This is a genomic window from Streptomyces sp. NPDC088733, from assembly GCF_044751185.1.
Lineage (GTDB): Bacteria > Actinomycetota > Actinomycetes > Streptomycetales > Streptomycetaceae > Actinacidiphila.
The window spans coordinates 173577-197386 of sequence record NZ_JBIVLH010000006.1 but is presented as its reverse complement, the minus strand read 5'-3'; the positions used below and the strand labels follow the sequence as shown (position 1 = coordinate 197386).

The following is a 23810-nucleotide window of genomic DNA, read 5'->3' as shown; positions in this document are numbered from 1 at the left end:
CACGTCAGGCGCGGGAGAAGAGCCCGATGCCCTCCGGGACCGGGCGCTCGGCGCCGCCCGTCGGGTGGTTGCGGACGACCGGCTTGCCGGTCACCTCGTCACGGGTCACGAGGGTGGAGGAACCGCCGCCGTCCAGGTTGACACCGTTGTCGGCGCCCACGCTCTGGAAAACGCCCGCGAGTTCGGCGATGGTCAGACCGGCGCCGCTCTCCGCGGTGCCGTCCAGCACCAGCAGGTACAGCGTCCGGCCGTCGTCGCCGAAGGCCGCACCGGTCCGGGTCGCCACGGCCTTGTTGTCCAGGCCCGCGAGCGGCTTGCCGTCGCGCAGCACCGGGGCGCCGCCGACCGCGAACTTCAGGCGGTTGCCGCCGGCGGACTCCAGGTCCTCGTCGACCCGGATGTGCTCACCGATCTCGAGCGAGCGCAGCTCCGCCGCGCCGGCCTCGCGGCCGACCAGGACCACCGAGTCGGCGTCGACGGCGCCTGCCCCGATGGTGTCCGAGCCGGACACCACACGGTTGTTGCGCACGGTCACCTCGTAGACGTCCGTGCTGCACGCGCCGGCCCGCAGGGTGTCGGTGCCGCACGTGGCCCGCTTGCGCGAGACGTCGCCCCACTGGGAGGTGAAGGCGCCGATGCCGCCGACCGGGATCGCGTACTGGTTGAACCCGTCGAGGCCGAGCTCCTTGTCCCGGTGCCCCTTGATGGAGCCGTCGACGGTCAGCGAGTCGATGTGGGCGCGGTTCTTGTAGTCGACGCCGATGACATCACGGGTGGACGTGCCGGGCGCCAGGCCCGGTCCGAAGCGCTGGCCGTTCGGCACGGCGGACTTGAGCGCCACACCGTTGTCGATGGCCGGGCCGACCGCGGAACCGGTCGCCTCGACGCCGGGGTGCTGCGTCTCGTCGATGTTGAAGAAATCGGCGTTGACGCCGGCCACCGCGCCCTGCGCCGAGACCAGTTGGGAGAGCTTCGCGCGCGCCGCGACCTTGCCGGGGGTCAGCATCCCGACCGAGACCCGGCTGTCGCTCAGGTCGGCGGTGATCACGTGACCGGTGACCTTGCCGTGCGAGGCGGCCACCGAGAAGGCCTGGTACGTGATGCCCGGGGCGACGGTCACGTCCTCCGCCAGCCGCACCCGCTCGACCGCGTCCGCCTGGGTGACCCCGGCGCCCAGGACCATGACGCTCATCGTGATCGTCGCCGCGAGGGACGCGGCCGCCGTACGGGCCCGCCCTGTCATTCTGGTCATGTATGTCCCGTCATATCTGCACGCATGGCGCATGAATGTCCGTCCGGGCCATGAGAAGGGGCCCGGAGGAATGGCCGGTGGCAGTTCGCTGACGGCGCGGCGAATCTTGGCGGACCGGGCCCGGGACCAGTGGTTCAGACCGGTCACCGTCCACGGGCCTCCGGCAGGGCGACGGTCCGTGCCCTTCCCGGCCCTCCGTGCGCTCAGCCCGCGGCCGCGCCGAACCAGCGGGGCAGTACGCGGAGCAGTTCCTCCTGGTCCTCGCCCACCCACGCCACATGACCGTCCGGCCGCAGGAGCACCGCGGGCACGTCGAGTTCCGCACTGGCGCCCGCGACATGGTCGACGCGATCGGCCCAGCCGTCGACCGAGAGCCGGCCGGTGCCGTCGAGCAGCAGTCCGCGGCCGCTGTGCGTCAGTGCGTAGAGGCGACCCTGCCCCAACGGGACGTCGCGCAGCCTGCGGCCGAGCAGTTCATGGCCCTCGCCGAAGTCGTAGCGGACGGAGATGGCGGTGATCTTCTCGATCAGATAGCGGTTCACCTCGTCGAAGTCCATCAGTTCCGACAGCAGCCGGCGGACCGCGCGCGGGCCCGGTTCGGGGGACAGCAACTCCATCTGCGCGCGGGTGTTCTCCAGCACCGCGGCGGCCACCGGGTGCCGTTCGGTGTGGTAGCTGTCGAGCAGCCCCGGCGGTGCCCAGCCGTTGACTTCCGCGGCCAGTTTCCAGCCGAGGTTGAACGCGTCCTGGAGGCCGAGGTTGAGGCCCTGCCCGCCGGTCGGCGGATGGATGTGGGCCGCGTCGCCGGCGAGCAGCACCCGGCCGGTCCGGTAGCGCTCGGCGAGCCGGGTGGCGTCGCCGAACCGGGAGAGCCGGCGCGGCGCGTGCACGCCGAAGTCGGTGCCGGCGACCGCCCGCAGCTGCCGCCTGACCTCGTCGAGGGTCGGCGGGACCGAGCGGTCGGCGGCGAGTCCGTCGGCGGGCACCACGACGCGGTACAGCCCGTCCCCGATCGGCCCGACGCCGCACCGCAGCTGCTGCGTGCGGACTTCGGCCACCACGGCGGCCACCTCGTCCGGCGTCGCGGTCACCTCCATCTCGCCCAGCAGCGTCTCGACCCTGGTGGGCTCCCCGGGGAAGCCGACGCCGAGCAGCCCGCGCACCGTGCTGCGGCCGCCGTCGCAGCCGACGAGCCAGCGCGAGCGCAGCCGGGTGCCGTCGGCCAGTTCCACGGTCACCCCGTGATCGTCCTGGCTCAGGCCGGTCAGTTCGCGGCCGCGGCGGATGTCGGCGCCGAGTTCCGCGGCACGCTCCGCCAGCAGGCGGTCGGTGACGGGCTGCGGGATGCCGAGGACGTACGGGTGGGCGGTGTCCAGCCCCTCGGGCGAGGGTTTGGTGACGGCGGCGAAGAAGCCGCCGACGGCGTGCCGCTTGCCCAGCGGGAGGAAGCGGTCCAGCAGACCGCGCTGGTCGAGCACTTCGATGCTGCGCACGTGCAGGCCGAGCGCGCGGACGAACGCGGGCGGCTCCGCGTCCTTCTCCAGCACGAGCACGCGCACCCCGTGCAGGCGCAGTTCCGCGGCCAGCATCAGGCCGGTCGGGCCGCCGCCGGCGACGATCACGTCGATCACGAAATCCCCCAGATGAGGCAGGTCCTGGCCTCGGCCGGGGATTCTGCGGCACCACCCGGGCCTTGCCGCAAGGCCCCCGCTGCGCTATAAGGTGAAAGTGGCAAGGAGCGGGTGATCTCCTTGCCTTTGCCTTTGCCCTGTGTGCGCTGCCGCGCGCTTGATCGGCCGCCTCCCCTCGGATAGCAATACGTAAGTGATCCATGGTGAGAAGACCGGGCTGCGCGCCCGGCAGGAAAGCGACGTAGCGGTTCTCCATTCCGAGTTGTACAACGACGTGGCCACCCACGCGCGCACCGTCTCCCGCCCCTGGCAGCCGGTCCCGCCCGGCTCGGGGCAGTCGCCCTTCGCGGTGGCGGAACCGTCGGACAGCGTGGCCCTGTTCTCCGTGGTGGAGTTGGAGTCAGGGGAACTGGCGGGCGCCGCCCTGGTCTGGGGAATCGATCTGCACAACAGGTCGGCCCACCTCGGCATCTCGTTGCGCCCCGCGTTCCGCGGCCGCGGGTTCAGCACCGATGTGCTGCACACGCTGTGCGGGTACGGATTCACCGTCCGCGGCCTGCAGCGCCTCCAGGTCGAGACCCTCGCGGACAACGCCCCGATGATCGCGGCCGCGACGCGCGCGGGCTTCGTGCGCGAGGGGACACTGCGGCGCGCCGCCTGGGTGTACGGCGGGTACGCGGACGAGGCCGTCCTCGGCCTGCTCGCGAGCGAGTGGACGCCCCGGGCGTGAACACCCCGGGAGCCGGAGGGCTGTTGGAGGCCCGGCCGCCAAGGACACGCGCCCGCTCGACCCGTCCGGGGGCGGCCGCCGCCGCGGTGGCGACCGTCGGCGCGGGCCTGGGCCTGCGGGCCGTGGCGGCGGGGGACGTGGCCAAGTACGGCGGGGACGCGCTGTACACCTTGCTGCTGGTCGCGCTCGTCGTCCTGGTGGCGCCGCGGGTCTCCGCGCGCATGGCCGCCGGCAGCGCGCTGGCCCTCAGCTGGGCGGTTGAGTTCCTCCAGCTCAGCGACGTGCCGGCGGAGCTCTCCGCGCGGAGCACCGTGGCCCGCCTGGTGCTCGGCACCACCTTCAACGCGCCCGATCTGCACTGGTACGCGATCGGCGCCGCCGGGGGCTGGCTCGTCCTCACGGCGGTCGACGGCGGTCGCCGCACCGAGGGCCGAAAGTAGTCCATACGGGAAAAATCCTTGGACGCCGGGGATTCCGGCGCGGGAGACTCCCCTCCCCCGCACCTCCTCCGTCGGGGCGATCGCTCGAACCGGAACCAGGCTCGGCACGGCCCGTGGAACGGCATGCCGTGAGCCGCCGTACGACACCAGGGACACGGGGTTGTGATGGGACTGTCTGAAGCACACGCGAGTGCACCGGGCCGGGGCTCGGTCATGCTCGCGCTCCGCTATTACGGAAGGGAACTGTCCCGGCTCCGGCTCCTGACGGTGCCCGCGATGCTCCTGCCGGCGCTCGGCAACGTCGGCATCAACTACCTGGCGCCGCTGGTCGTCGCCAAGCTCGTCGGCCGGGTCGCCGACGGGACCGCCATCGGCTTCGCGACGGCCCTGCCGTACGTCCTCGCCTTCGCCGGCGCGCTGCTGCTGGCGGAGACCCTGTGGCGGATCGGCCTGCACTGCCTGAACCGCCTGGACGCCCTCGGCATCGAGCATCTGTACGTGGTCGGCATGGACGAGTTGTTCGCCAAGGACGCGGCGTTCTTCCACGACAACTTCGCCGGATCGCTGACCAAGCGGGTCCTGAGTTTCGCCTCCCGGTTCGAGGAGGTCGTCGACACGGTCACCTTCCAGATCGTCGGCACCCTCGTGCCGCTGCTGTTCGGCTCGGTGGTGCTGTGGCGCTACGAACCGCTGCTCGTGGTCGGCCTCGTGACGATGATCGCGCTGACGGCGCTGTGCGTGACCCCGCTGATCCGGCGCCGCCAGGCGCTCGTCAACCAGCGCGAGGCGGCGGTGGCCCGGGTCTCGGGCCACGTCGCGGACAGTCTGACGAACATGGACACGGTCCGGGCGTTCGCCGCCGAGGAGCGCGAGGCGGCGGAGCACCGGTCGCGTGTGGCGGAGTCGCGGCGGCTGACCCTGCGGTCGTGGGACTACGGCAACCTGCGCATCGACACGCTTGTCGCGCCGCTGTCCGTGCTGACCAACGGCCTGGGCCTGCTGCTCGCGATCACGCTCGGCAGCAGCGGGCACAGCGGCGCGCACAATGTGGAGGCGATCGTGGTGGCCTTCACGTACTACAGCAACGCCACCCGCATGATGTTCGAGTTCAACCAGATCTACCGCCGCCTGGAGAGCTCGATGACGGAGGCGGCGCAGTTCACCGAACTGCTCATGACCCCGGCGACGGTGCTCGACCCGGCGTCGCCGGAACCGCTGCGGCACCCCTCGCACCGGTCCGCCGAGGTCCGCTTCGAGGAGGTGACCTTCGCCCACGCGGGCGCGGAGCCGCTCTTCCAGGGCATGGACCTGGCGGTGTCCAGCGGGGAGAAGATCGGCCTCGTCGGCCGGTCCGGCGGCGGCAAGAGCACGCTGACGCGGCTGCTGCTGCGGATGAAGGACATCGAGTCCGGCCGCATCCTCGTCGGGGGCCAGGACATCAGCAGCCTGCGCCAGGCCGACCTGCGGAGCCTGATCGCCTATGTGCCGCAGGACCCGGCGATGTTCCACCGCACGCTGCGGGAGAACATCGCGTTCGCGCGGCCGGAGGCCACGGAGGCGGAGATCCGGCGGGCGGCCGAGGCGGCGCACGTCACGGAGTTCGCCGACGCGCTGCCGGAGGGCTTCGACACCATGGTGGGCGAGCGCGGGGTCAAGCTCTCCGGCGGGCAGCGCCAGCGGGTCGCCCTCGCCCGGGCGATCCTGCGCGACGCGCCGATCCTGCTGCTCGACGAGGCGACCAGTGCCCTGGACTCCGAGAGCGAGGTCCTGGTCCAGGAGGCGCTGTGGCGGCTCATGGAGGGGCGCACCGCACTCGTGGTGGCGCACCGCCTGAGCACGGTCGCCGGCATGGACCGGCTCGTCGTCCTGGACCGCGGGCGCATCGTCGAGCAGGGCACCCACCTGGACCTGCTCGCCTCGGAGGGCGCCTACGCGAAGCTGTGGCAGCACCAGTCGGGCGGCTTCCTCGACGACGCCCCGCGGGAGCGCGTCGGGACCGACATCAACCTGGTGTGAGGCCCAGGGGCTCCTGGACGGATTCGGTGTCCCCACCGAATCCGTCCGCTCAGGAGAGTCCGACGACGAGCAGGACGATCAGGAGCACGACGACCACGACGGCCAGGCCGGTGATCAGCGCGGAGGGTCCGCCACGACGTCGGCCGCCGCTGTGGTCCGTGACGGGTTCCGCGTCGATTCGCCGGCCTTGGCCAGCGCCTTGACCACCATGACCAGCGTCCGCCCCGTGACGTACAGGGCCAGCCCCACCGCCAGCCGCGCCGCCAGGACGGGCCAGTCCGGTGGCGTCGCCGGCTCCTTCGTACGCCTCACCGGTGGGAAGGGGACGTGGCTGTGGGTGGCGGCCCCGGAGGGCCGCTTCAAGATTCCTTTCCGACTCGTACGGGTTCTGCTCCTCCACCTGCAGGGTGCGCCCCGCCTCCGGCAGGTCGATCGGTCCGCGCCCGTGCACCGGAAAGATCTCGGAATCCTCCAGGTAGAACCGGCGAAGGGTCGCTGTGCACAACTCGTGCAGTGAAGCGAAGAGTTCGTCGGTGGGTGCGACCCCGGGCCGGGCCCGGCAGACCACCCCCTCGATCAGGGGGGTCCGCCGGTCGTGACGGTCGAAGTCGTCGCCCTGGCCGACGTCGCCGCCCTTCAGGTAGACGACCCGGTACAGCAGCCACAGCCGGTCGCTGCCCCGATCGCGGTACTCGCGCCGGTAGACGGCATCGTCCGACACCTCGCCGCCCGCCGCGTCGGCCAGCAGGTCGTGCTGCCCGGAGTCGACGAGGAAGTCCGGGGCCACCACGATCTGGAAGCCCGTCCTGACCGAGCGGGTGATCGCGAAGGGCCAGCCCTGCTCCGGTTCGTGACGGTCGGTGGCCATCACGCCGCCTCCTTGCGCAGGCGTGAACCCGGGTGGCCGATCTCGAACTCCGCCAGAGCCGCCTCGAACAGGTGGATCAGACGGGACAGGGCCTCCTGCTCGGAACGGGCCTGGAGCGCTTCCGCGCGCAGCGCCGCGACATCGTGCTCGACGCGCTGACCGTACTCGTCCACCTGCCGGCCGACGAAGTCCATGAACGGGCCGAGCATGGTCTCCTGGAGCACCTTCAGCGCGGGCGTCTTCACGGCCCTGGCGCCCAGCAGGGCCTTCACCACCGGAAGTTGCCCCTGGATCGTCCTGATCCACTTCAGTTTCTGGGCCTGTCGCTGCTCCTGGGCGGCCCCCTCGGCGACCGAGCCCTCGGCGGCCATCTCGTTCAGGTGGCGGTCGAACAGGTCGACCAGGACCGCCATCAGCGGCACCTCGACATTCAGGGGCCGGGGGAACCCGCCCTGCTTCACCATGGCCTCACCGTCCGGCACCGCGAAGCCTGCCCCCACCGAACTGACCGGGATGACGCGCAGCCGGCCGCTGGTGTCGCTCTGCCTGAGCCGGGTTTCGACGCAGTCGTGGAAGTCCGGGTGCTTCATGAGCTGGTCCATCACTGAGCGGACGGTGTGCCCTGCCGTCTGCAGCAGGTCCCACTTGGTGACGACGAAGTGCACCACGGCCTTGCTGCCCGCCACCACGTTGAAGACCTGGACGAGTTCGTCGACCACGCGATAGTCGCCCTCGAAGCAGCGCAGCACCTTGGCCCCGTCCAGCAGGACGAGCAGGAACTCCGACTCCTCGACCCGCTTCCAGACACGCGCGTGGGCCTCGGTCCTCTTGCCGCTGGTCAGGTGCTCGCCGGCGAAGTCCATGTAGGTGATGGCGAAGGGCCGGAAGACCTTGTCGGCGTGGGTGCGGATCGCGCAGGTGAACTCCCACTCCGACACGTCGGACAGCAGGGTGGGGTCGGGCCAGGCGCCGGGACTGACGATCTCGTTGTACACGTTGTTGAGTCTCTGGCCCTGGTCGGAGGGCAGTTGAACGAAGAATCCGATGTCGTCCCGCTGCAGGGCGAGGCGACGGAACAGGCTGGCGAGGTAGACGGTCTTGCCCGACTTGTGCGGGCCGAGCACGGTGACGGGAATGGCGCGCATGTGTTGCCTCACGAGAGGAGTGGCCGTTGCGTCGTGACGGACGGCCGGGGAGCCGGCAACGGCCGCACCGGCCGTCCGTCGTTGGCCAGTACAGCGCGACAGCGCGTCCCGTAACCGGTCTCAGTGCGGGTTCGCGACAACTCGCTTTGCCGCGCCCGATGATGCGAGGGCGAACCGGAGCACGCGGAGCGCGCTCACCACTCCTCCGCGGCCAGCGCGGCGAAGCGGCGGAGGGCCGGAACCGAGCGCACGACGATCCTGCACCGCCCGAAGGCAAGGGCTTCCGCCCGCGCCAACTCGTGCAGGGCCTGGTGGACCCGCCGCTCCCTGGCACCGATGAGCCCGCCCCACTCCGCCTGGGTGAGTCCCGGTCTGACCAGGAGCCCCTCGGGCAGCGGAAGCCCGTACTGCTCGGTGAGGTCCAGGACCGCGCGGGCCAGGCGCGCAATGACCGGACCCCGGACGAACTCGGTGCGGCGTCTGACCGCGACGCGGCTGCGGTGTGCCAGGCTCCGGCTGACGGCCAGTTCGGCGACCCTGCTCCCGGTCACCCACCGCAGCCACTGATCCTGCGAGATCCGCCGCGCGTACATCTGCTGGGCAGCGACGACGGTGGCGGAACGGGGCCGGTCGTCGAAAGCCGCGATCTCCCCGACCACGTCCCCCGCCGCCCGGATGTCCACCAGGACGTCCGTACCCGAGCCGTCCACGGTGGTGACTTTCGCGTGACCGTCGAGCAGCAGCAGGACGAAGGTGTCCCGGGCGCCGGCCATGAGCATGGTCTCACCGCGCGCGTAGACGCGCGGCGTCCCGATCCGCTCCAGGGAAGAGCGGGCCGCCCCCGGGGCGTTCGGTTCCAGCAGGTCCAGTTCAGCCAGCAGGGTCCCTGCCGCCCACGACTCGGCGGGCACCATTGGTGAGCCCCTCCGCCGGGCGGAAACGTGCCCAGGACTCACCTTGATCCTCCCCCCAGAGGCACCTCTTGGTACACATTGAGCCAGATACGGAACACACGGCACAAGCGGCGGCGCAGCCCCCGCGCAAGGCCGTCGGTGCCCCGCCGCCGGATCCGGGCGGTTCGCATTTCGGGACCAGTACCCTCGTTCCGCAGGGCACAGCGGTCCTATGATCTCGGCCTGAACGCCGTGGGCGGGAACGAGCCCGGGCGAACGACTGCCGGCGGAGGGACGTGCCGAGAATGACTGCGCACGCGGGGGACTGGTCACTGGCGATCGACGTGGGCACGCACCGCATCGCGGCGGCCTCGGCGGGGACGGCGGACGACGGCGCGCGCCCGACACCCGCGGTCGTCCCACTCGGAACAGGGGGCGGCACCTTCCTGCCCTCGCTCGTCTGCCTGGACGACAACGGCCGGATGCTGCTCGGTGAGGCCGCGACCGAGGCCGCCGCACGCCGGCCGGAGCGCGCCGAACGGGCCGCGAAACGAGCCCTGGTGGAGCAGGAGCGGGTGCTGCTCGGCAGCACCGCGGTCGTCACGGCCGACCTGGTGACCGCACTGCTGTCCCAGGTGCTGGAGCAGGCGCGGGTCCGGCACGGCGGCACCGCGCCGGGCCGGACGGTGCTCACCCATCCCGCCCACTGGACGCCGACGCAACTGGCGCGGCTCGGCGCCGCCGCGGGCGCGGCCGGGATCACCAAGCCCGAGTTCCTGCCGGAGCCCGTCGCCGCCGCCCACCACCATGCGGCCGGCCCAGGGCTCCCGGACTCCGCACGTCCGGGGGACCTGCGCGTGGGCGCCCATCTGGCGGTGTACGACCTCGGCAGCACTCTCAAGACCGCCGTCCTGGCCTGGGACGGCGCCAGGTTCACCGTCGTGCGCACCGGCGGCGATCCCCATCTCGGCGGCGACGACCTCGACGACTGTCTGCGCGAACTGCTGGCCGAACGTGTGCTGGACCGGGACCCGGGTCTGTGGCAGGACCTGTGGGAAGCCGTCTCCCCCGAAGCGGCCCAGCAGCGGGCAGAGTTGCACCGCAGTCTGGTCGCGGCGCGGGAGGCGCTGTCCAGCAGCGCCGGCGTCGACGTGCCCGTACCGGGCTACCCGGAACCGTTCCTGGTTCGCGGCCACGAGTTCCGGGCCGCCGCGGAACCGGTTCTGGAGCGCAGTTTCGATGTGCTCGCCGAGACCCTGCAGAAGTCGGGGCACACGCCCGGGGACCTGCACGCGGTGATCGTCGCGGGTGGGGCGGGCCGCACGCCCCGGGTGTCCGAGCTGATCGCGGAGCGCACCGGTCTGCTGCCGCTGCTGGCCCCCGACCCCTCGGCCACCGTGGTGCTCGGCGCACTGGCGCGGCCGCCGGCCGTCGCGGCGGGGCCGGGAGCGACCAGGACGCCTGCCGGCCCGGTCCCCGGGGCCGCTGCCCGCTCGAAGAGCCCGTCCACCTTCAACCCTGACGACCCGTTCTTCGAGCTCTGAGGGACCCGCGGGCCCCCGTCGGCCGTCGATCGGCCCCGCCCGCGAACAATTTCGGCCCGTAGGGCACAATCCGGCCTTCACCGCCGTCCAACGAGGGTGCCGCTGTCTTCGGCACGCGGCTTCCGTACCTCACGGGGGACTCGTATGGACATTGTGATGCTCGGCCACAGCGCAGCGGGCAAGACCACATACGTCTCGCTGATGTACGCCGTCATGCGCGAGGGCGTCGAGGGACTGAGCCTGCGCGCGGAGGACCCCTACGCCCATCGCGTCCTCATGCGCGCGGCGGAGGCGGTGCTCGAGGGCCGCTACCCACCGGCCAGCGACCAGCGGGCCGTGTTCGACCTTGTGCTGCAGCACGACGGGCGTGACATCTTCCCCTTCCGCTGGCGCGACTACCGCGGAGGGGCGCTGAAGGAGCGGGCCGGCAGCAGCACCCAGGCGGGGCAGTTGCACGAGGATCTGAAGCAGTCGCAGGGCATCATCCTCTTCGTCGACGCACAGCGGTTGATAACCCACTCGGCGGCGGCCGGCGAAGTACGGCGGATGACGGTGCATGTCCAGCGGGCCCTCGAAGCCCGTGGAGAGGCCCTCACGCCCCTCGTACTCGCCCTCACCAAGTGCGATCTGGTCGACCTGGACGACCAGGGTGTGCTAGACCGGTTGATCGCCCCCTTTCAGCAGCTGATCGACGGGATTGCGGCAACTCAGCACATCCACGGCGCGGTTGTGCCGCTGTCCTGTGGGCCGGATCCGGTGAATGTCGCCGTGCCCGTGCTGTGGAGCCTGCACTTCGGCATCGTCGGCCGGGGGATCGAGCTCCAGGAGTCGGTCGACGGACGGCTCGCCGCGGCGCGGGACGCGGCGGCCCGGGACACCATCGGGGACCGCCTGAGCAGCTGGTGGAAGGGCGAACCGTCGTGGGCCTCGATCAGCGCCCGTCACCAGCTGGAGGCGCAGGCCGAGTTCGCGCGCCTGCAGCCGCTGGTGGCGCCTGCCGAACGCCTCGGGGGGCTCCTGGAGGACGTGGCCTGCTTCTGACCGCCCGCGCCGGCATCGGGCGGATCGTCACCGGTTCCGCCGACGGAGGAGAGGAACAACACCCATGCGTGTCCCCCGTATCACCCTGACCATGCTGGGAGCCACCGGCTCCGGCAAGACGACCTTTCTGCACGGCATGTACGCCACCTTGTCGTCGGGCATCAAGGGCTACTTCCTGTACGCCTCCGATCCCGATGTGGACCTCGACCTGGCAGAGGCATGGGAGGAGCTGTGCGAGGACGGCACGCTGCCCCAGCCCACGGCCGAGGTCCCCACCGGCTTCGACTTCCGCTTTCTGCACGGCGTGCTGCCGCTGCTGGAGATCGACTGCATGGATTTCCGGGGCGGCGCCGGAACGCAGCGCGGCAACCGTGAGGACTCGCCCGCGGATGTCGCGATGCTGCGGTCGCGCATCGCGGCATCGGACGCGGTCCTGCTCATCCTGGACGGGCAGCATGTCGCCCGGTGGATCGCCGACGGTGCCCAGCCCAACCTCAACCCGGCCGCCGACCCGATGAAGATCGCCCGCTTCTCCCGTGCCATCAACGGGGTCATCGGCGAGCGGCTGGAGGCCGGCGAGCCCGCTCCCTCGCTCGTGGTCGTCGTCACCAAGGCCGACCTGCTCAGCAAGGTCACCGGCATGTCGACCCGCGAAGCGCTGACCATCGCCGCGAAGAACCTCGGCAACCTCGTGCCCGTGGCGGTGTCCGAGGGGGTCTCGGCGATGCTCTGTCCGGTCCAGCTCGGAACCTTCAACGGCGCCAGGGAGACCACCGTCGACCCCGGGAGCATCAACCCCAAGAACCTGCACAACCCGGTCATCTTCGCGCTGCTGCACTACCTCACCGAGGGCATCACCCGCCACGAGCAGCAGATCCGGCAGATCAGCGGTCAGATCGACGATCAGAGCCGGGAACTGGCGGGACTGAGCTCCGGAGCATTCGGCGGGCTCTTCAAGCGGAGTCAGATCCAAGAGGGCAGCAACCGTTTGCGGGAATGGCAGGGGGAACTCGACAACATGCAGGAAGAAGTGCGGGAGGCCCGCAGGCGGGCGGAGTTGCTCGCGATGGAGCTACGCCACATGCCCATCTACCGCTCAGGGAAGCTGCAGGAGGGCTGACGGCATGGACGACAGCGAAGCGAAGCCGGGTGGCTGGTCCGCCGTCGTGTACGGACGCACCTACCATGTGGACCGCTGGTGGCGCGCCCATCCCGATGGCCTCGGCGAGAACAGCCCGGTGGGCCGGGCGGTGCGGGCCACGGTGGCCGGAGGCAAGCGGCTGGAGCCGGCACCCCGGTTCGTGCTGAGCCGGGGGGCGCACGGGCTGCTGGTGGGCGCGGCCTGCCGGCTGTCGCTGGTGGCCGACGACATGAACCAGGACGAGCACGGCCGCCCGTTGTACGGGTTCGTCGGATGGCACACCCCGGACCGGTACGAAGCCGTGCCCTCCCTGGACGCCCTGCGCCGGGGGTTCGCGGCGTGGGCCGGTCCGGTGTACCGCGAGTGGACCGGCCTCACGTGGCTCGCACGGTCCACTCGTGCCGCCGACACCCGGACGAGCCGGCCTCGGCCCGCGCCCTGGGCGCCCTCGCCCTCCGCCGTCCCCGCCGCCTCGGGCGAGGCGGGCGGGGAGGACGGCGGCCCGGACAGCACGGTGCCGCAGACGCCCGCGGCGTCCCCGGCCGGAACCGCGTCGGCGTGGCTGCCGACGGAGTCGTACACCGTTCATCTGCTGCCCGGCGCCGCCGCCGGGCAGCTGTGGGCGGCGGCGCTGGAACGCCCGCTGGAACGCGTGGTGCTGGTCACCGGCTGGAGTGAGGCACGAGACGCCAACCTCGCCTCGCTGACCCACCTGTGCAGTGACGACATCACGCACTACCGGCGGGAGCGGCAGCCCGTCCCGCCTCCGTCCACGTCGCCCACCGCCACCGCGGAACACAGCGGCAGCCGTCAGGACCCGGGGCGTCACCAGCGCCCGCACCGCTCCTTGCGAAGGAAGCAGAGGCCCGACACCGGTCCGTCGGCCGCGCCGGAGCGGCAGAACGCTCCTGATGCCCCGGCTTCCGGACGGTCCTCGTTCTTCGCTCCGTTCAACGATGTCGTCCAGAACGTCGTCGACGAGTTCCGCAAGGGCTTCGGCGCCGGGGAACCGCCCCAGCGGCCTCCGGCCCGGGGCGGGCTGCGGCGGCAGAGCGCCTACGACGACCCTGCCGGTGCCGGCCGCGTCGAGCAGCCGTACGAGCGCCCGGACGGGTCCTCCGTGGAACCCGGGCACTGGTCGCCGGATCCGCCGGCGTCCGGCGGATCCGGCTCCCGCGAGCGGGAGCGGCCACCACGAGGGTACGAGGACACCGGCCCCCGGTTACCCGCCGGGCCCGCTGCCGGCCGTGGCCAGGACGCTCCCGAGCCGCCCCGCGGAGCCCCGTCCCCGCCGGCGCCACCGATGTTCGGAAGGGCCCGCGAGGTCGAGGCCGAGACCGCCTCCTACGACGGCTACTTCGGTGGGTTCGACGACGATCCCCCGCCTCCGCGCGAGACGGCGACACCTGCCGCGGCCCAAGGGCCCGTTCCGCAGCGGGAGTACGCGGCCGACCCGCCCTCCGTTCCCGAGAGCACCGACGACGTTTCGGAGGACGGTACCCGCCCCGATTCCGGCCCCACCCCCTCGGCAGGAGATTCCGGATGACCATCGCAGCTCCGCAGCCGCCGGACGGGACATCGCGGCACCCGCTCCAGTCCGCGGTGCTGCGCCTGGCCGCGGACGCCGCCGGCCTCCTCGAACGCGCCGCCCGCTCCACCGGCGACGGGCGGGAACCGGACGAGCCGGAGGGATACACGCCGGAGGACGCGGTCGTCCCGCCCGAACTCGCCGAGGCCGTCCGCACGGAGGCCGCAAGGGTACGTGGCGGGGCGGCGGTCCTTGTCGTGGTGGGCGAGAAGAAGCGGGGCAAGAGTTCCCTCATCAACGCCCTTGTCGGCCGTCCCGGACTACTGCCGGTCGAGGTCGACGTCGCCACCGGAGTGCACCTCGTGGTCCGCCATGCGGCCGAGACGCAGGCCGTCGCCTTCCTCGAGGACGACGCCGCGGGGCATCCGATCCCGGTCGCCGCGATCGGCGAGTACGCAGCCCTGGACCCCCTCAGCCAGGAGCCCTACCGGCACGACGTGCGTCACGTCGAGGTGGGGGTTCCCTCGTCACTGCTCGCATCCGGGCTGGTCCTGATCGACACACCCGGTGTGGGCGGTCTGGTCTCCGGCCACGCGCGCATCACCATGGCGACGCTGACCCGCGCGGACGCCCTGGTCTTCGTCGTCAACGGCCAGAGCGAGCTGACCGCTTCGGAGCTGCGCTTCCTCGAGCAGGCCACCGAACGCATCACCGAGGTGGTCTTCGTCCTGACCCAGACGGACAAGTACGGCCGCTGGGAGGAGGTGCTGGAGCGCAACCGGCGGCTGCTCGCCGAGCACGCCGCCCGCTACACCCACGCACCCTGGTTCGCCGTCAGCAGCCGGGCGAAGGAGGACGCCGACCTCGCCGCCGCTGCCGGCGACGGTGACGACCCGGTCGCCGCGCAGCGACTGGGTCTCAGCGGATTCCCGCCGCTCCTGGACGCGCTCACCGACCGCATCGCCGCACGTTCGACCGAACTGCGGCTGGAGAACTGCCTCCACACCGTCACCTCCGCTGTCGCGCCCCTGGCCGCCGCTCAGGAGCGCAGGCTGCGATCACTGCAGCAGGACCCCGCCCTCCAGGAGGAGGTGCAGAGGCGGCGGGACGCGCTGCGGGCGCTGCAGGGCGAGGACGCGGCATGGCGCAGGACGCTCACCCGGTCCAGCCGGGACCTGGAGCGCCGGCTGCGCCTCGGCTTCCAGCGCAACGTCAACGACCTTCGGCAGCTGGCGGAGGAGAAGATGGCGGCCTCGCCGCCCGCGGTCCTGGCCGCCGAACTGCCGCGGGACCTCCAGGCCGGCGTCGAGGCGATCTGGCTGGACCTGGACACCGCGGCGCGGCGCGGCACCGCCGAGCTCGCCGCCGCGATGGAGCAGGTGTGCGGCGGCACCGCGGACGGGGAGCCGGGCGCCGAACTGGCCCTCACCCGGCCGCGACGGCTGGAGGCACTGCCTGCCGTGGTGCACAGCGACGACATGAACGGCGGCGTGCTCGGCTTCGTCGAGCGGGTGATGCCTGCCTGGGGTGCGGGCGGTCTGGCCGCGGGCATCACGATGCTCTTCACCGCGAGCGTCGTGGCCCCGCTGGCCGCGGGTTTCGGCATGGTGGCCCTGCTGAGCGGCCGCCGCAAGCGGCGCCAGGAGATGGCCCGGGCCCGCGGGGACGCGATCCGGTACACCAATCGGCTGATCGCCGAACTCACCACGGAGATCCCTCCACAGATCAGCAGTTCCGTGGAGGAGATCACCGACCGGCTCGCCGAACAGCTCACCGAACGGCTCGCGGCCCAGCGGGTCGCCCTGGAGGAGGAGTTGGCCCTGCACCAGAAGCATCTGTCGACGGCGTCCGAGCAGCTCGCCCGGGAGCGCGAGCGGACCCGTCGCCGTGTCGACTCCCTCAACGACCTCCTTGCCCGGAGCCGCGACCTGTCGGCCCGGCTGGACTCCTCGGCAGAACGGGAACCGCAGTGAAGATCGTGATGCTGGGGCACAGCAACGCCGGCAAGACCACCTACATCGCCATGATGTACGAGCTGATGCGCTCCGGGTACCGGGACTTCCGGGTGCGCGCCACCGACGACAAGCGGGACGGCGAACTGACGAGGGTCGCCCGGGCCGTCCGCCGCGGCGTCTACCCGCCGCCCTCCTCGCGCCGGGACGCGCATTCCTTCGTCCTGACCCACCGGCATCAACGGATCGCCGATTTCACCTGGAACGACTACCGCGGCGGTGCCCTCAACGACAGGGCGGGGAACGAGGAGACGGCCGCGGTTCTCGCCGAGCTCGCTGAGGCGGACGCTCTCGTGGTCTTCGCTGATGCGGCCCGGCTGGCCGGCGCCGAGTCCAGCCGCCGCGAGGTGCGCCGGCTGACGGTACTGCTCCAGCAGGCCATCAGCGAACGCACCCGGGACACGCCGGTCGTGATCGCCTACACCAAGGCGGACCTGATATCGGGATCTGCCGCCTGGGCCCGTGCGACCGCTCCGATGGCGGCCCTTCAGGCGGCGATGGCCACGTCCCCTCGGGTGGCGGGCGCCACGGTGGCGGTCTCCTGCGGGGCGAACCCGCGAGGGGTGCACGTCCCGGTGCTCTGGTGCATGTCGCAGCATGTGTCGGGCCGGGTCGCCGAGTTGCGTTCCGCGGTGGACACCAGTCGCCGCCTGAGTGCCGCGGCGGGGACGAGGGCGACCTTGTGGAACAGTCTCATCTCCACCCTGGACGGCGTGGAGAGCGAGTACCGCAGGCAGTTGCGCCACGCGCAGGAGGCACAGCGGCGGCTGGCGGAGCTGGAACCGCTGGAGCAGCCCGCACGGGAACTGATCAAGGCTCTCAAGGATGCTCAGGAATCCACCGCGCCACCCGTTGCGGTAGGACGGCCGTGAACGCCGGTGCCGACTCCGGCACTCGTACCGGGAACCTCAACAGCCCCGGGCACCTGCCCGGGAACGGGAACGGGGAACTGTGCGCCCGGGTCCTGCGGTTGTGCGACGCCACCGAGCCGATGCTGCCTCCGGGGCCGGCCGTCGATGCCGTCGCCGCCGTACGGCAGCGGCTCGGTGAGCGGACCCTGCGGATCGCGGTCGGCGGGCGGATGAACGCCGGCAAGTCCACCCTGGTCAACGCCCTGCTGGGGCGGCGACTCGCGGCCACCGCGGCGACCGAGTGCACGATGCTGGTCGCCTGGTTCCGCCGTGGCGTGCAGAACCGCGTCGAGGTGCGCCGCGCCGACGGCCGCGTTTATCACGTGCCGAGTGCCCCCGGCGGGGGCATTCCGCGCGATCCCGCACGGCTTGGCTCGCCTCGTGAGGAGATCGAGGAGATCGTCGTCGAGGTGACCGACAGTCTGGGTGCCGACGACTACACCCTGGTCGACACCCCGGGCATGGACACCTTGAGCGGCCTGGACGAGGTGGCGATGCGCGCTCTCGCGCAGGCCGACGCCTTGCTGTACGTGATGCCGCATCCCGGTACCGGGGACGCGGAGGCCCTGCAGGCGCTGCGGATGAAGGCCGACGCCCGGATGACCGCCCTCAATGTCGTCGGCGTCCTCAGCCGGGTGGACGAGCTCGGCAGCGGAGTCGGCGATCCCTGGCCCGGCGCACGGCGGGTGGCAGCCACGTACACCCGGCGGCTCACCGGCATGGTCACTGAGGTCGTCCCTGTCGCCGGGCTGCTGGCGCAGACCGCGATGGGCGACGAATTCACCGAGCGCGATACGGCGCTGGTGCGGCGGCTCGCCGCCAGCGACTCCGTGGCGCTCGACCGGGCGCTGTACTCCCCCGACGACTTCCTCCGCTGGGCCGACGGCCCGCTCTCCGCCGACCAGCGGCAGCGCGTCTTCACGTTGCTGGGACGCTACGGAATCGCCACGGCCGTCGCGGCGGTGTCGAGCGGCGTGCCCGGCACGCGCGCGCTGCTCGGCGAGTTGCGCAGGGCTTCCGGTATCGACCCGCTCCTCGACCACATGGGCCGGCGCTTCGTCTACGCCGCGGACCGCCTGCGGGCGGCGGCGGCCCTCGGTGTCCTGGAGACCGGGGCCGCCGCCGGGCAGGCGCCTCCCGCGGCGTGGCCGGGGCTGGACGCACTGCGAGCCGGGATCGACGCCGTACGACGGCATCCGCTGATGCGGCAGCAGGAACTGGCGACCGCCCTGGCCGACTTGGCCGGTGAACGTCTGGCACTGTCCGAACCGGACGTCGCGTCCCTGGTCACGCTCGCCACCGGCGCCACCGCCCCGGCCTGCCTGGGACTCGCTCCCGGCAGCACGCCCGCCGCACTGTCGGCCGCTGCCGCTGAACAGGCGGCGCACTGGCGCCGACTGGAGTTCACCGCGCCGTCCCGGCCGGCTCAGCGGCACGCCCGGACGGCACGCGAACTGTGCGAGGCGTTTGTCTTCGACGCCCGGCACTGAGCCCGGCCGCCCCGCGTGGGGCGGCCGCACCGCTCACCCCGGCTGCGGCCCGGGCCCGTGGCACCCGTGGATCTCCAACGCCCGCAGGCCTTGCCGCAGACCGGCGAGCACCCGGCGTTCCACGTCGTCGCTGCCGAGTTCCAGCACCACGGCCAACCGCTGCGCCGCCCGCGTCACGCAGTCGTCCCCGTCGGGCCCGTGACGGCAGCCCCGTCCGGCGAGCTGTTCCGACACGGCCTGCACACCCGCCCTGGCGGCCCCGGGGCCGAGCCGCAGTCCCGCTCCCCGGCACAGCTGCAGCAGTTCCCCGCAGAGCGGGCCGGCCGTCCCCGGGCCGCCGACGGCGGGCCCCGGTGACACCTCGGCATTCATGCGTCCAGTTCCTGGCGAAGTTCGCGCCCCTCCGCGAGCAGACCGCCCACCTCCTCGCGGAGGGCCCGCACTTCCTGCCGCCGGGGGGCGAGTTCCTCCTCACGGCGAGCCCGGTTCTCCCGCAGCGCCACCAGGGCCCGGCCGACCTCGTCGCGGCGCTCCGCAATCCCCCCTTCGGCCTGGCGCACCAGGTCCGCTTCGACGGCGCGCAGCATGTCCGTCACCATCGGGGGCAGTTCGTCGGCGCAGGACTCCAGGCGCCGTGCCGCCTCGCCCCGGGCCTGGTGCCGGGCGATGTCGGTCCGCTGCGCCGTACGGACTTTCCACACCGCCGCCCCGAGGGCCACCACTCCGGCGGCCAGCCCCAGCGGTACCGCCACCTTCGTCACGCGGTTCGCGGCACGGTAGGCCGCCGTGGCTTCGCCCACCGCCCGCCACACCAACTCGGCGGGGCTCCGGGGTGCGGCCTGCCGGCCGGTGAGCCGGTCCAGCCAGTTCGTCGGAGCGCTCGGCACGGGCAGCCGGTCCGCGGATCCGGCGAGCGTGTCCACCATCCTCCGTGCCCGTTCGCCGGCCTGCCGGAGGTCGATCTCCGTGCCGGCCACCCGGCCCTCCAGGGGCGCCTCGCGCCAGCCCTCCGTTCCCAGCGCGGGAGTGAGTACCTCCAGTCCCTGGACCGAGCAGTCCTCCGCAAGTTGGGCGGCGAGCAGACCGCACTCCCGGAAGGCCTCGTTCTCCAGTTCCAGCCGCAGTCCGTCCAGACCGTCCCGGACGGTGCGCGCCACGGTGTGCGGCAGCTCCGCGCCGCCCTCCGCGACCTGGACGTCGACCATGCGCCGGATGTCCCGCAGCGCCTGGGCGACCTTCGCCCGCAGCCGGTTGTCCGCGGACTCCACCCGGGTGGACAGCCGCAGCCGCCACCGCGCGTCCGGCACGGAGAGGCGTTCCAACGCCTCGTGCTGCGCCCGCAGTTCGCTGTCGCCGGCCGGGCCTGCGCCCAGTTCCTTCTCCCGCAGGGCGAGTGCGCTGTCCCGCTCGCCCAGGGACGCGCGCGCGAGTTCCAGCGCCGTGGCGAGCCGGTCGCGTTCGGCGCGCCGGACGATGTCCTGCCGCAGTTCCTCCTCCAGCGGCCGGTAACCGCTGCGCGAGTGGAGCTCGTCGGCCCACGGCTCGTCCCCGCGCTGCCGGGCCCGGATCGCGTCGAGCCGGTAGCGGCTGCTCACCGGGTACCACGGAGCACGCACGAACGCGGGTGCGTGCTGGGCGAGCAGGGCGTGGTTGCGCGCGAGGACCGACTTCCAGTGCGGGTAGGTGTCGATCTGGGTGAGGACGAACACCACTGTGGCGACCTGCTGGACGGCCTTCTCCAGGAAAGCCAGTTCCGACTTGGTGAGTTCGGTGGAGCCGTCCACCACGAACAGCAGCGCGTCGGCTCTCGCCAAGGTGGCCATGGTGATGGCGGCGTGGCCCGAGACCAGACCGCCGACGCCCGGGGTGTCGATGAGGGTGAGGCCGCCCTCCAGCAGGGGGGCGGGGACCCCGACCGCGACGCCCGTCACCTCCGGGTGCAGGCTGTCCCGGGTCTCCGGGTCGACGGCGGCGAACTCCGCCAGCCGGTCCAGAGGGATCTCCAGGCCGCCGGGGTGCTCGTCGCTGAGCACCCGGGCGCAGTCGGCAGCCTCGTGACGGACCGACAGATGCACCGCGGTGGCCACGTCCGCGTCGACGGGCAGCAGATCCGGACGCTCCAGCAAGGCGTTGATCAGCGAGCTCTTGCCGCGCTTCTTCTCCCCCACCACCACAACGGCGGACGGAGCCAGCCCCGCGCCGACGGCTTCCGCCCGGAGCGCCGCGGCCCGAGGGGCCGCGCCGAGCCGCTCGACGAGATCGGCGCTGCGGTGGACGTACCGGATGACGGCAGGGGCCTGAGGATGCCGGTCGGAGGCGTTCATGCGAGGCTCCTTCGACCCGGCCGGTGTCTTTTCCGTGCCCCTTGGGGACGCGGCCGCGTCCGGGACGGTGCCGTCACGGCGGTCACCAGCCGCTGCCGTCATCGCCGGTGTGGTGGGGATCGGGCTCGTAACCGTTCTCCCCTGCGACGAAGTCGGAGACAGAGGTGTAGCCGGTGTGGTCCGCGGACTCGATGACGTCGTCCCCGGTGAGGTGGCCGTCGTCCCAGGTCTGCCCGGAGTCGTCGTCGGGGTAGCTCATGGGGATGTCCCCTTCTTCCGCGAGGTGGTGCTCCGTGAGATGTTCCGTGTGCTCTTCTGCGTGCTGCTCCGTGTGCTGTTCCTCATCGTTTGGACGCCCGTCGAGGCCGAGGTGTGCCGCCGTGTCGCCGTCGGCGAGCAGCAGCGCCAGTCCCGCGCCTCCCAGAAGGGCGCCGCCGACCAGCTTCGCGGCCCGTCCGCTGCCGTACCGGGGAACGGCCCGCGGTGCTCCCGAGGGGCCGAGCGGGACGGGAACGCCCCGTGCCATGGCGCTGACCCACGCGTCGGCCGAGAACCGCTTCTCCGGTATCTCGATCCGGATCCGCCGGAAAGCCGACGTCGGGACGCCTCCCGCGCCGGTCGCGAAGACGTCCGTGTACAGGTCCGAGGCCACGACCAGCGCCATGTCGCTCCCCTGCGCCTTCGCCAGAGTGCTGCGCAGGCTGGCCGAGTCGAGCAGGCGGCAGGCGAGTTCCACGGAATAGGCCACGAAGCCCAGCGGAGCGCGCTGCACCGAGCCCTGCGCCAGCGCGGCCCGCAGCCGCACGGTCTCGTCGGCGGTACCCCGCGCGTTGAGCGTGAACAGCGCGTCCCGCAGCCCCAGGACCAGCCCCGGTATGGCGCGACCTTCGTCGGTGCCGGGCGGGAGCAGCAGCAACTGCCCGTCGCCGCGGTCCTGCAGATCGCAGGAACGGCGGCTCAGTCCCGCCCGCTCACAGGCGTGGTCGAGTGCCTGCGCCAGCTTCGACTGCGCCCGCTGCTGAGCCGTGTAGGGCCGCCCGCTGTACGCCTCGATGTCGACGACCAGGCAGAGCCGGCGCTGCTGCGGGCCGTGGTCCCCGGTCACGAGGCGAGTTCCGCGGTATCGGGGCGGGCCTGCCCCGCGGCCGCGGCGCGCAGCAGCGTCACGTCCCGCACCACGACGCTGCGGTACTCGGTGGTCACCGCGCCGGACGTGCGCAACGCCCGCAGGGCACGCTGCACGCTCGCCGGGGAGACCCCCGCCAGGGCCGCCAGGTCGGCGTTGCTGAGCGGTACGTCGATCCGCAGTCCTTGCGCCGTCGGACGCCCATAGGCACGCACCAGGGTGTCGAGTGTCCGGGCCAGCCGGACGGGCACCGGTCCGCCGACGGTGTCGATGCGGTAGCGGATCGCGTCGCGCAGCTTCGCCACGACGGAACGCTGCATCTCGCCCGCCGCGTCGGGACGTTCACGCAGGAAGGCCCGGAAGGCCGCCCCTCCGATGACACGGGCGGAGGTTCCCCGGGCGGCGACCACGGTCGCGGAACGCGGTCTTCCGTCCAGGGCGGCCAGTTCACCGACGACGTCGCCGGGGGCCCGTATGGCCAGCAGCACCGTGCTGCCCTCCTCGGCCCCGACGGTGACCTTGACACAGCCGTCCAGGAGCAGCGCCACCGTCGAGTCCAGCCCGCCCTCGACCATCAGCGCCTCACTCGGGGCGTATCTGCGGAAACTGCCGAGCCTGAGCAGCGCGTCGCGATCCGGTCCGCTCAGATTGGACATGAGACTGCCCCTCGGCCAGCACCGGCCGCCGCCCTCGTACATGCGCCGCCCCTCCCCCGAGGTTTGTGATTGCACGGGGAAAATAGCGCAAAGGAATGGTGAGGGTCAGTAAGATGCGCACATCCCGCGCATCTTCGCACAATGCCGCCTCTCCTGACGGCCGGTGCGCATCCCTCACCGGGTACGGAGCGGGCGGGACTCTCATACCTCCGGCATCTCCGGGTGTTCTCGGGAGGTGTTCGTCATCAGCGCGCGCAGCTGCCGCCGGCCGCGGCTGAGCCGGCTGCGTACCGTGGGCTCGCCCACACCGCACACCGACGCCGCTTCGGCCGTGGTGCAGCCGATCAGGTCGATCAACGTGACCACCACTCGCTGGTGGGCCGGTAGGCAGGCCAGGGCACGGGCCACATCCACCGATTCGATGACCGTGCGTTCCGGGGCGGACACCGCCGACGCCAGGAGGGCGGCACCGTCCGTCGCGGGCAGCACGGTCTCCCGGGGCCGGCGGGCCCTGCGCCGGGCCTCGTCGGCGGCGGCGTTCACGACGATCCGGTAGAGCCAGGTCCGGACGTCGCAGTGCCCCAGGAAGCCGGCGGCCCCGCGCCAGGCCCGCAGGAGTACTTCCTGCCGCAGGTCCTCGGCTTCAGCGGCTGTGCGGGTGCGGGCCGCACACCACCGCGCCAGAGTCGCCCGGTGCCGGGCCTCCAGCAGGCCGAAGGCCCGTTCGTCGCCCCGGCCGGCGCTGCGGACCAACTCCGGGTCACTCGGCTCGGCTTCAGTGATTCCCGACGCGACGACAAGACGTTCCGTGGTGACAGACACGGCCGGATCCCCCCAGACTCCCCCGCGCCACGGCGGACCGAATCGGTCGGCGCCCGGCGGGCTGTCAGGTTAAGGACGTCCGGCCCCATAAGACCTCATCAAGGGATCAGGTCTCGGTGGCCGGAACATGACGTCCGTGGGCATGCCATCCGGGTCCCGGGGTGACACCGCCTCCGGGGCGGCGCACCGCCCGGAGGCTGGATCCGGGCCGCGGGTTTTTGCCGTTTGTTTACCCGTTGA

The 23810-nt window shown here is 72.3% G+C and carries 20 protein-coding genes; 10 read left to right on the top strand and 10 right to left on the bottom strand.

Annotation, left to right across the window (positions count from 1 at the left end; all coding sequences use genetic code 11):
• Positions 1 to 4: 4 nt before the first annotated feature.
• A complete protein-coding gene (locus tag ACIP64_RS13495) occupies positions 5 to 1252 on the bottom strand; it encodes a phosphodiester glycosidase family protein (protein ID WP_401585154.1) in 1248 nt (415 codons plus the stop codon).
• Between the two features lie 203 nt (positions 1253 to 1455).
• Complete coding sequence (rox, locus tag ACIP64_RS13490) at positions 1456 to 2883, bottom strand: rifampin monooxygenase (protein WP_401585152.1); 1428 nt, start codon at positions 2881 to 2883, stop codon at positions 1456 to 1458.
• A 193-nt stretch (positions 2884 to 3076) separates the two neighbouring features.
• Between rox and ACIP64_RS13485 the strand changes: the two genes are divergently transcribed.
• The 3 genes from ACIP64_RS13485 (at position 3077) to ACIP64_RS13475 (ending at position 6069) form a co-directional block, all read left to right on the top strand.
• Positions 3077 to 3613: a GNAT family N-acetyltransferase gene (locus ACIP64_RS13485; RefSeq protein ID WP_401585150.1), complete on the top strand. Its 537-nt coding sequence runs from the start codon at positions 3077 to 3079 to the stop codon at positions 3611 to 3613.
• 20 nt (positions 3614 to 3633) lie between these two features.
• Positions 3634 to 4053, top strand: a complete 420-nt coding sequence (locus ACIP64_RS13480; RefSeq protein ID WP_401585626.1) for a DUF2809 domain-containing protein — start codon at positions 3634 to 3636, stop codon at positions 4051 to 4053.
• 165 nt (positions 4054 to 4218) lie between these two features.
• Positions 4219 to 6069, top strand: coding sequence for an ABC transporter ATP-binding protein (locus tag ACIP64_RS13475; RefSeq protein WP_401585147.1), 1851 nt, complete (start codon positions 4219 to 4221; stop codon positions 6067 to 6069).
• Positions 6070 to 6118: 49 nt separating this feature from the next.
• Here ACIP64_RS13475 and ACIP64_RS13470 read toward each other — a convergent pair whose 3' ends face one another.
• The 3 genes from ACIP64_RS13470 to ACIP64_RS13460 all read right to left on the bottom strand — a co-directional run bounded on the left by ACIP64_RS13470 (position 6119) and on the right by ACIP64_RS13460 (position 8996).
• Entirely contained in the window at positions 6119 to 6937 is an 819-nt protein-coding gene (locus ACIP64_RS13470; protein WP_401585145.1) for a hypothetical protein, read from the bottom strand.
• The gene (locus ACIP64_RS13465; protein WP_401585143.1) at positions 6937 to 8082 is read right to left on the bottom strand and encodes a hypothetical protein; all 1146 of its coding nucleotides are present in this window, start codon (positions 8080 to 8082) and stop codon (positions 6937 to 6939) included. Before ACIP64_RS13465 ends, ACIP64_RS13470 begins: the two co-directional genes overlap by 1 nt.
• A 194-nt stretch (positions 8083 to 8276) precedes the next feature.
• Positions 8277 to 8996 carry a Crp/Fnr family transcriptional regulator gene (locus tag ACIP64_RS13460; RefSeq protein WP_401585140.1) on the bottom strand — a complete coding sequence of 240 codons (720 nt, stop codon included), beginning with the start codon at positions 8994 to 8996 and terminating at the stop codon, positions 8277 to 8279.
• Positions 8997 to 9280: 284 nt separating this feature from the next.
• Between ACIP64_RS13460 and ACIP64_RS13455 the strand changes: the two genes are divergently transcribed.
• The 7 genes from ACIP64_RS13455 (at position 9281) to ACIP64_RS13425 (ending at position 18642) form a co-directional block, all read left to right on the top strand.
• Positions 9281 to 10519, top strand: coding sequence for an Hsp70 family protein (locus ACIP64_RS13455; protein ID WP_401585137.1), 1239 nt, complete (start codon positions 9281 to 9283; stop codon positions 10517 to 10519).
• Positions 10520 to 10663: 144 nt separating this feature from the next.
• Entirely contained in the window at positions 10664 to 11560 is an 897-nt protein-coding gene (locus tag ACIP64_RS13450) for a hypothetical protein (protein ID WP_401585134.1), read from the top strand.
• Between the two features lie 64 nt (positions 11561 to 11624).
• Entirely contained in the window at positions 11625 to 12680 is a 1056-nt protein-coding gene (locus ACIP64_RS13445) for a hypothetical protein (protein WP_401585131.1), read from the top strand.
• A 4-nt stretch (positions 12681 to 12684) separates the two neighbouring features.
• Positions 12685 to 14247, top strand: a complete 1563-nt coding sequence (locus ACIP64_RS13440; protein ID WP_401585128.1) for a hypothetical protein — start codon at positions 12685 to 12687, stop codon at positions 14245 to 14247.
• Complete coding sequence (locus ACIP64_RS13435) at positions 14244 to 16202, top strand: dynamin family protein (RefSeq protein WP_401585126.1); 1959 nt, start codon at positions 14244 to 14246, stop codon at positions 16200 to 16202. Before ACIP64_RS13440 ends, ACIP64_RS13435 begins: the two co-directional genes overlap by 4 nt.
• A complete protein-coding gene (locus ACIP64_RS13430) occupies positions 16199 to 17113 on the top strand; it encodes a hypothetical protein (RefSeq protein WP_401585123.1) in 915 nt (304 codons plus the stop codon). The genes ACIP64_RS13435 and ACIP64_RS13430 overlap by 4 nt, the downstream gene beginning before the upstream one ends.
• Complete coding sequence (locus ACIP64_RS13425; RefSeq protein ID WP_401585119.1) at positions 17110 to 18642, top strand: dynamin family protein; 1533 nt, start codon at positions 17110 to 17112, stop codon at positions 18640 to 18642. The genes ACIP64_RS13430 and ACIP64_RS13425 overlap by 4 nt, the downstream gene beginning before the upstream one ends.
• Before the next feature lie 33 nt (positions 18643 to 18675).
• On the opposite strand, the gene ACIP64_RS13420 is transcribed toward ACIP64_RS13425, so the two are convergent.
• From ACIP64_RS13420 to ACIP64_RS13400, 5 genes are all read right to left on the bottom strand, one after another.
• A complete protein-coding gene (locus tag ACIP64_RS13420) occupies positions 18676 to 19014 on the bottom strand; it encodes a hypothetical protein (RefSeq protein ID WP_401585116.1) in 339 nt (112 codons plus the stop codon).
• Positions 19011 to 20966: a dynamin family protein gene (locus tag ACIP64_RS13415; RefSeq protein ID WP_401585113.1), complete on the bottom strand. Its 1956-nt coding sequence runs from the start codon at positions 20964 to 20966 to the stop codon at positions 19011 to 19013. The genes ACIP64_RS13420 and ACIP64_RS13415 overlap by 4 nt, the downstream gene beginning before the upstream one ends.
• Before the next feature lie 82 nt (positions 20967 to 21048).
• A complete protein-coding gene (locus tag ACIP64_RS13410) occupies positions 21049 to 22071 on the bottom strand; it encodes a hypothetical protein (protein WP_401585110.1) in 1023 nt (340 codons plus the stop codon).
• Positions 22068 to 22748 (bottom strand): Crp/Fnr family transcriptional regulator, encoded by a 681-nt coding sequence (locus ACIP64_RS13405; protein WP_401585107.1) that lies wholly within the window; start codon positions 22746 to 22748, stop codon positions 22068 to 22070. Before ACIP64_RS13405 ends, ACIP64_RS13410 begins: the two co-directional genes overlap by 4 nt.
• Before the next feature lie 201 nt (positions 22749 to 22949).
• On the bottom strand, positions 22950 to 23570 hold the full coding sequence (locus ACIP64_RS13400; protein ID WP_401585104.1) for an RNA polymerase sigma factor: 621 nt from the start codon (positions 23568 to 23570) through the stop codon (positions 22950 to 22952).
• Positions 23571 to 23810: the final 240 nt, after the last annotated feature.

Coding starts and splice junctions, on each gene's coding strand:
- ACIP64_RS13450 (WP_401585134.1), top strand. CDS start 10,664: ATGGACATTGTGATGCTCGGCCACAGCGCAGCGGGCAAGACCACATAC.
- ACIP64_RS13470 (WP_401585145.1), bottom strand. CDS start 6,937: ATGGCCACCGACCGTCACGAACCGGAGCAGGGCTGGCCCTTCGCGATC.
- ACIP64_RS13445 (WP_401585131.1), top strand. CDS start 11,625: ATGCGTGTCCCCCGTATCACCCTGACCATGCTGGGAGCCACCGGCTCC.
- ACIP64_RS13475 (WP_401585147.1), top strand. CDS start 4,219: ATGGGACTGTCTGAAGCACACGCGAGTGCACCGGGCCGGGGCTCGGTC.
- ACIP64_RS13435 (WP_401585126.1), top strand. CDS start 14,244: ATGACCATCGCAGCTCCGCAGCCGCCGGACGGGACATCGCGGCACCCG.
- ACIP64_RS13440 (WP_401585128.1), top strand. CDS start 12,685: ATGGACGACAGCGAAGCGAAGCCGGGTGGCTGGTCCGCCGTCGTGTAC.
- ACIP64_RS13405 (WP_401585107.1), bottom strand. CDS start 22,748: ATGTCCAATCTGAGCGGACCGGATCGCGACGCGCTGCTCAGGCTCGGC.
- ACIP64_RS13495 (WP_401585154.1), bottom strand. CDS start 1,252: ATGACCAGAATGACAGGGCGGGCCCGTACGGCGGCCGCGTCCCTCGCG.
- ACIP64_RS13460 (WP_401585140.1), bottom strand. CDS start 8,996: ATGGTGCCCGCCGAGTCGTGGGCGGCAGGGACCCTGCTGGCTGAACTG.
- ACIP64_RS13455 (WP_401585137.1), top strand. CDS start 9,281: ATGACTGCGCACGCGGGGGACTGGTCACTGGCGATCGACGTGGGCACG.
- ACIP64_RS13415 (WP_401585113.1), bottom strand. CDS start 20,966: ATGAACGCCTCCGACCGGCATCCTCAGGCCCCTGCCGTCATCCGGTAC.
- ACIP64_RS13465 (WP_401585143.1), bottom strand. CDS start 8,082: ATGCGCGCCATTCCCGTCACCGTGCTCGGCCCGCACAAGTCGGGCAAG.
- ACIP64_RS13420 (WP_401585116.1), bottom strand. CDS start 19,014: ATGAATGCCGAGGTGTCACCGGGGCCCGCCGTCGGCGGCCCGGGGACG.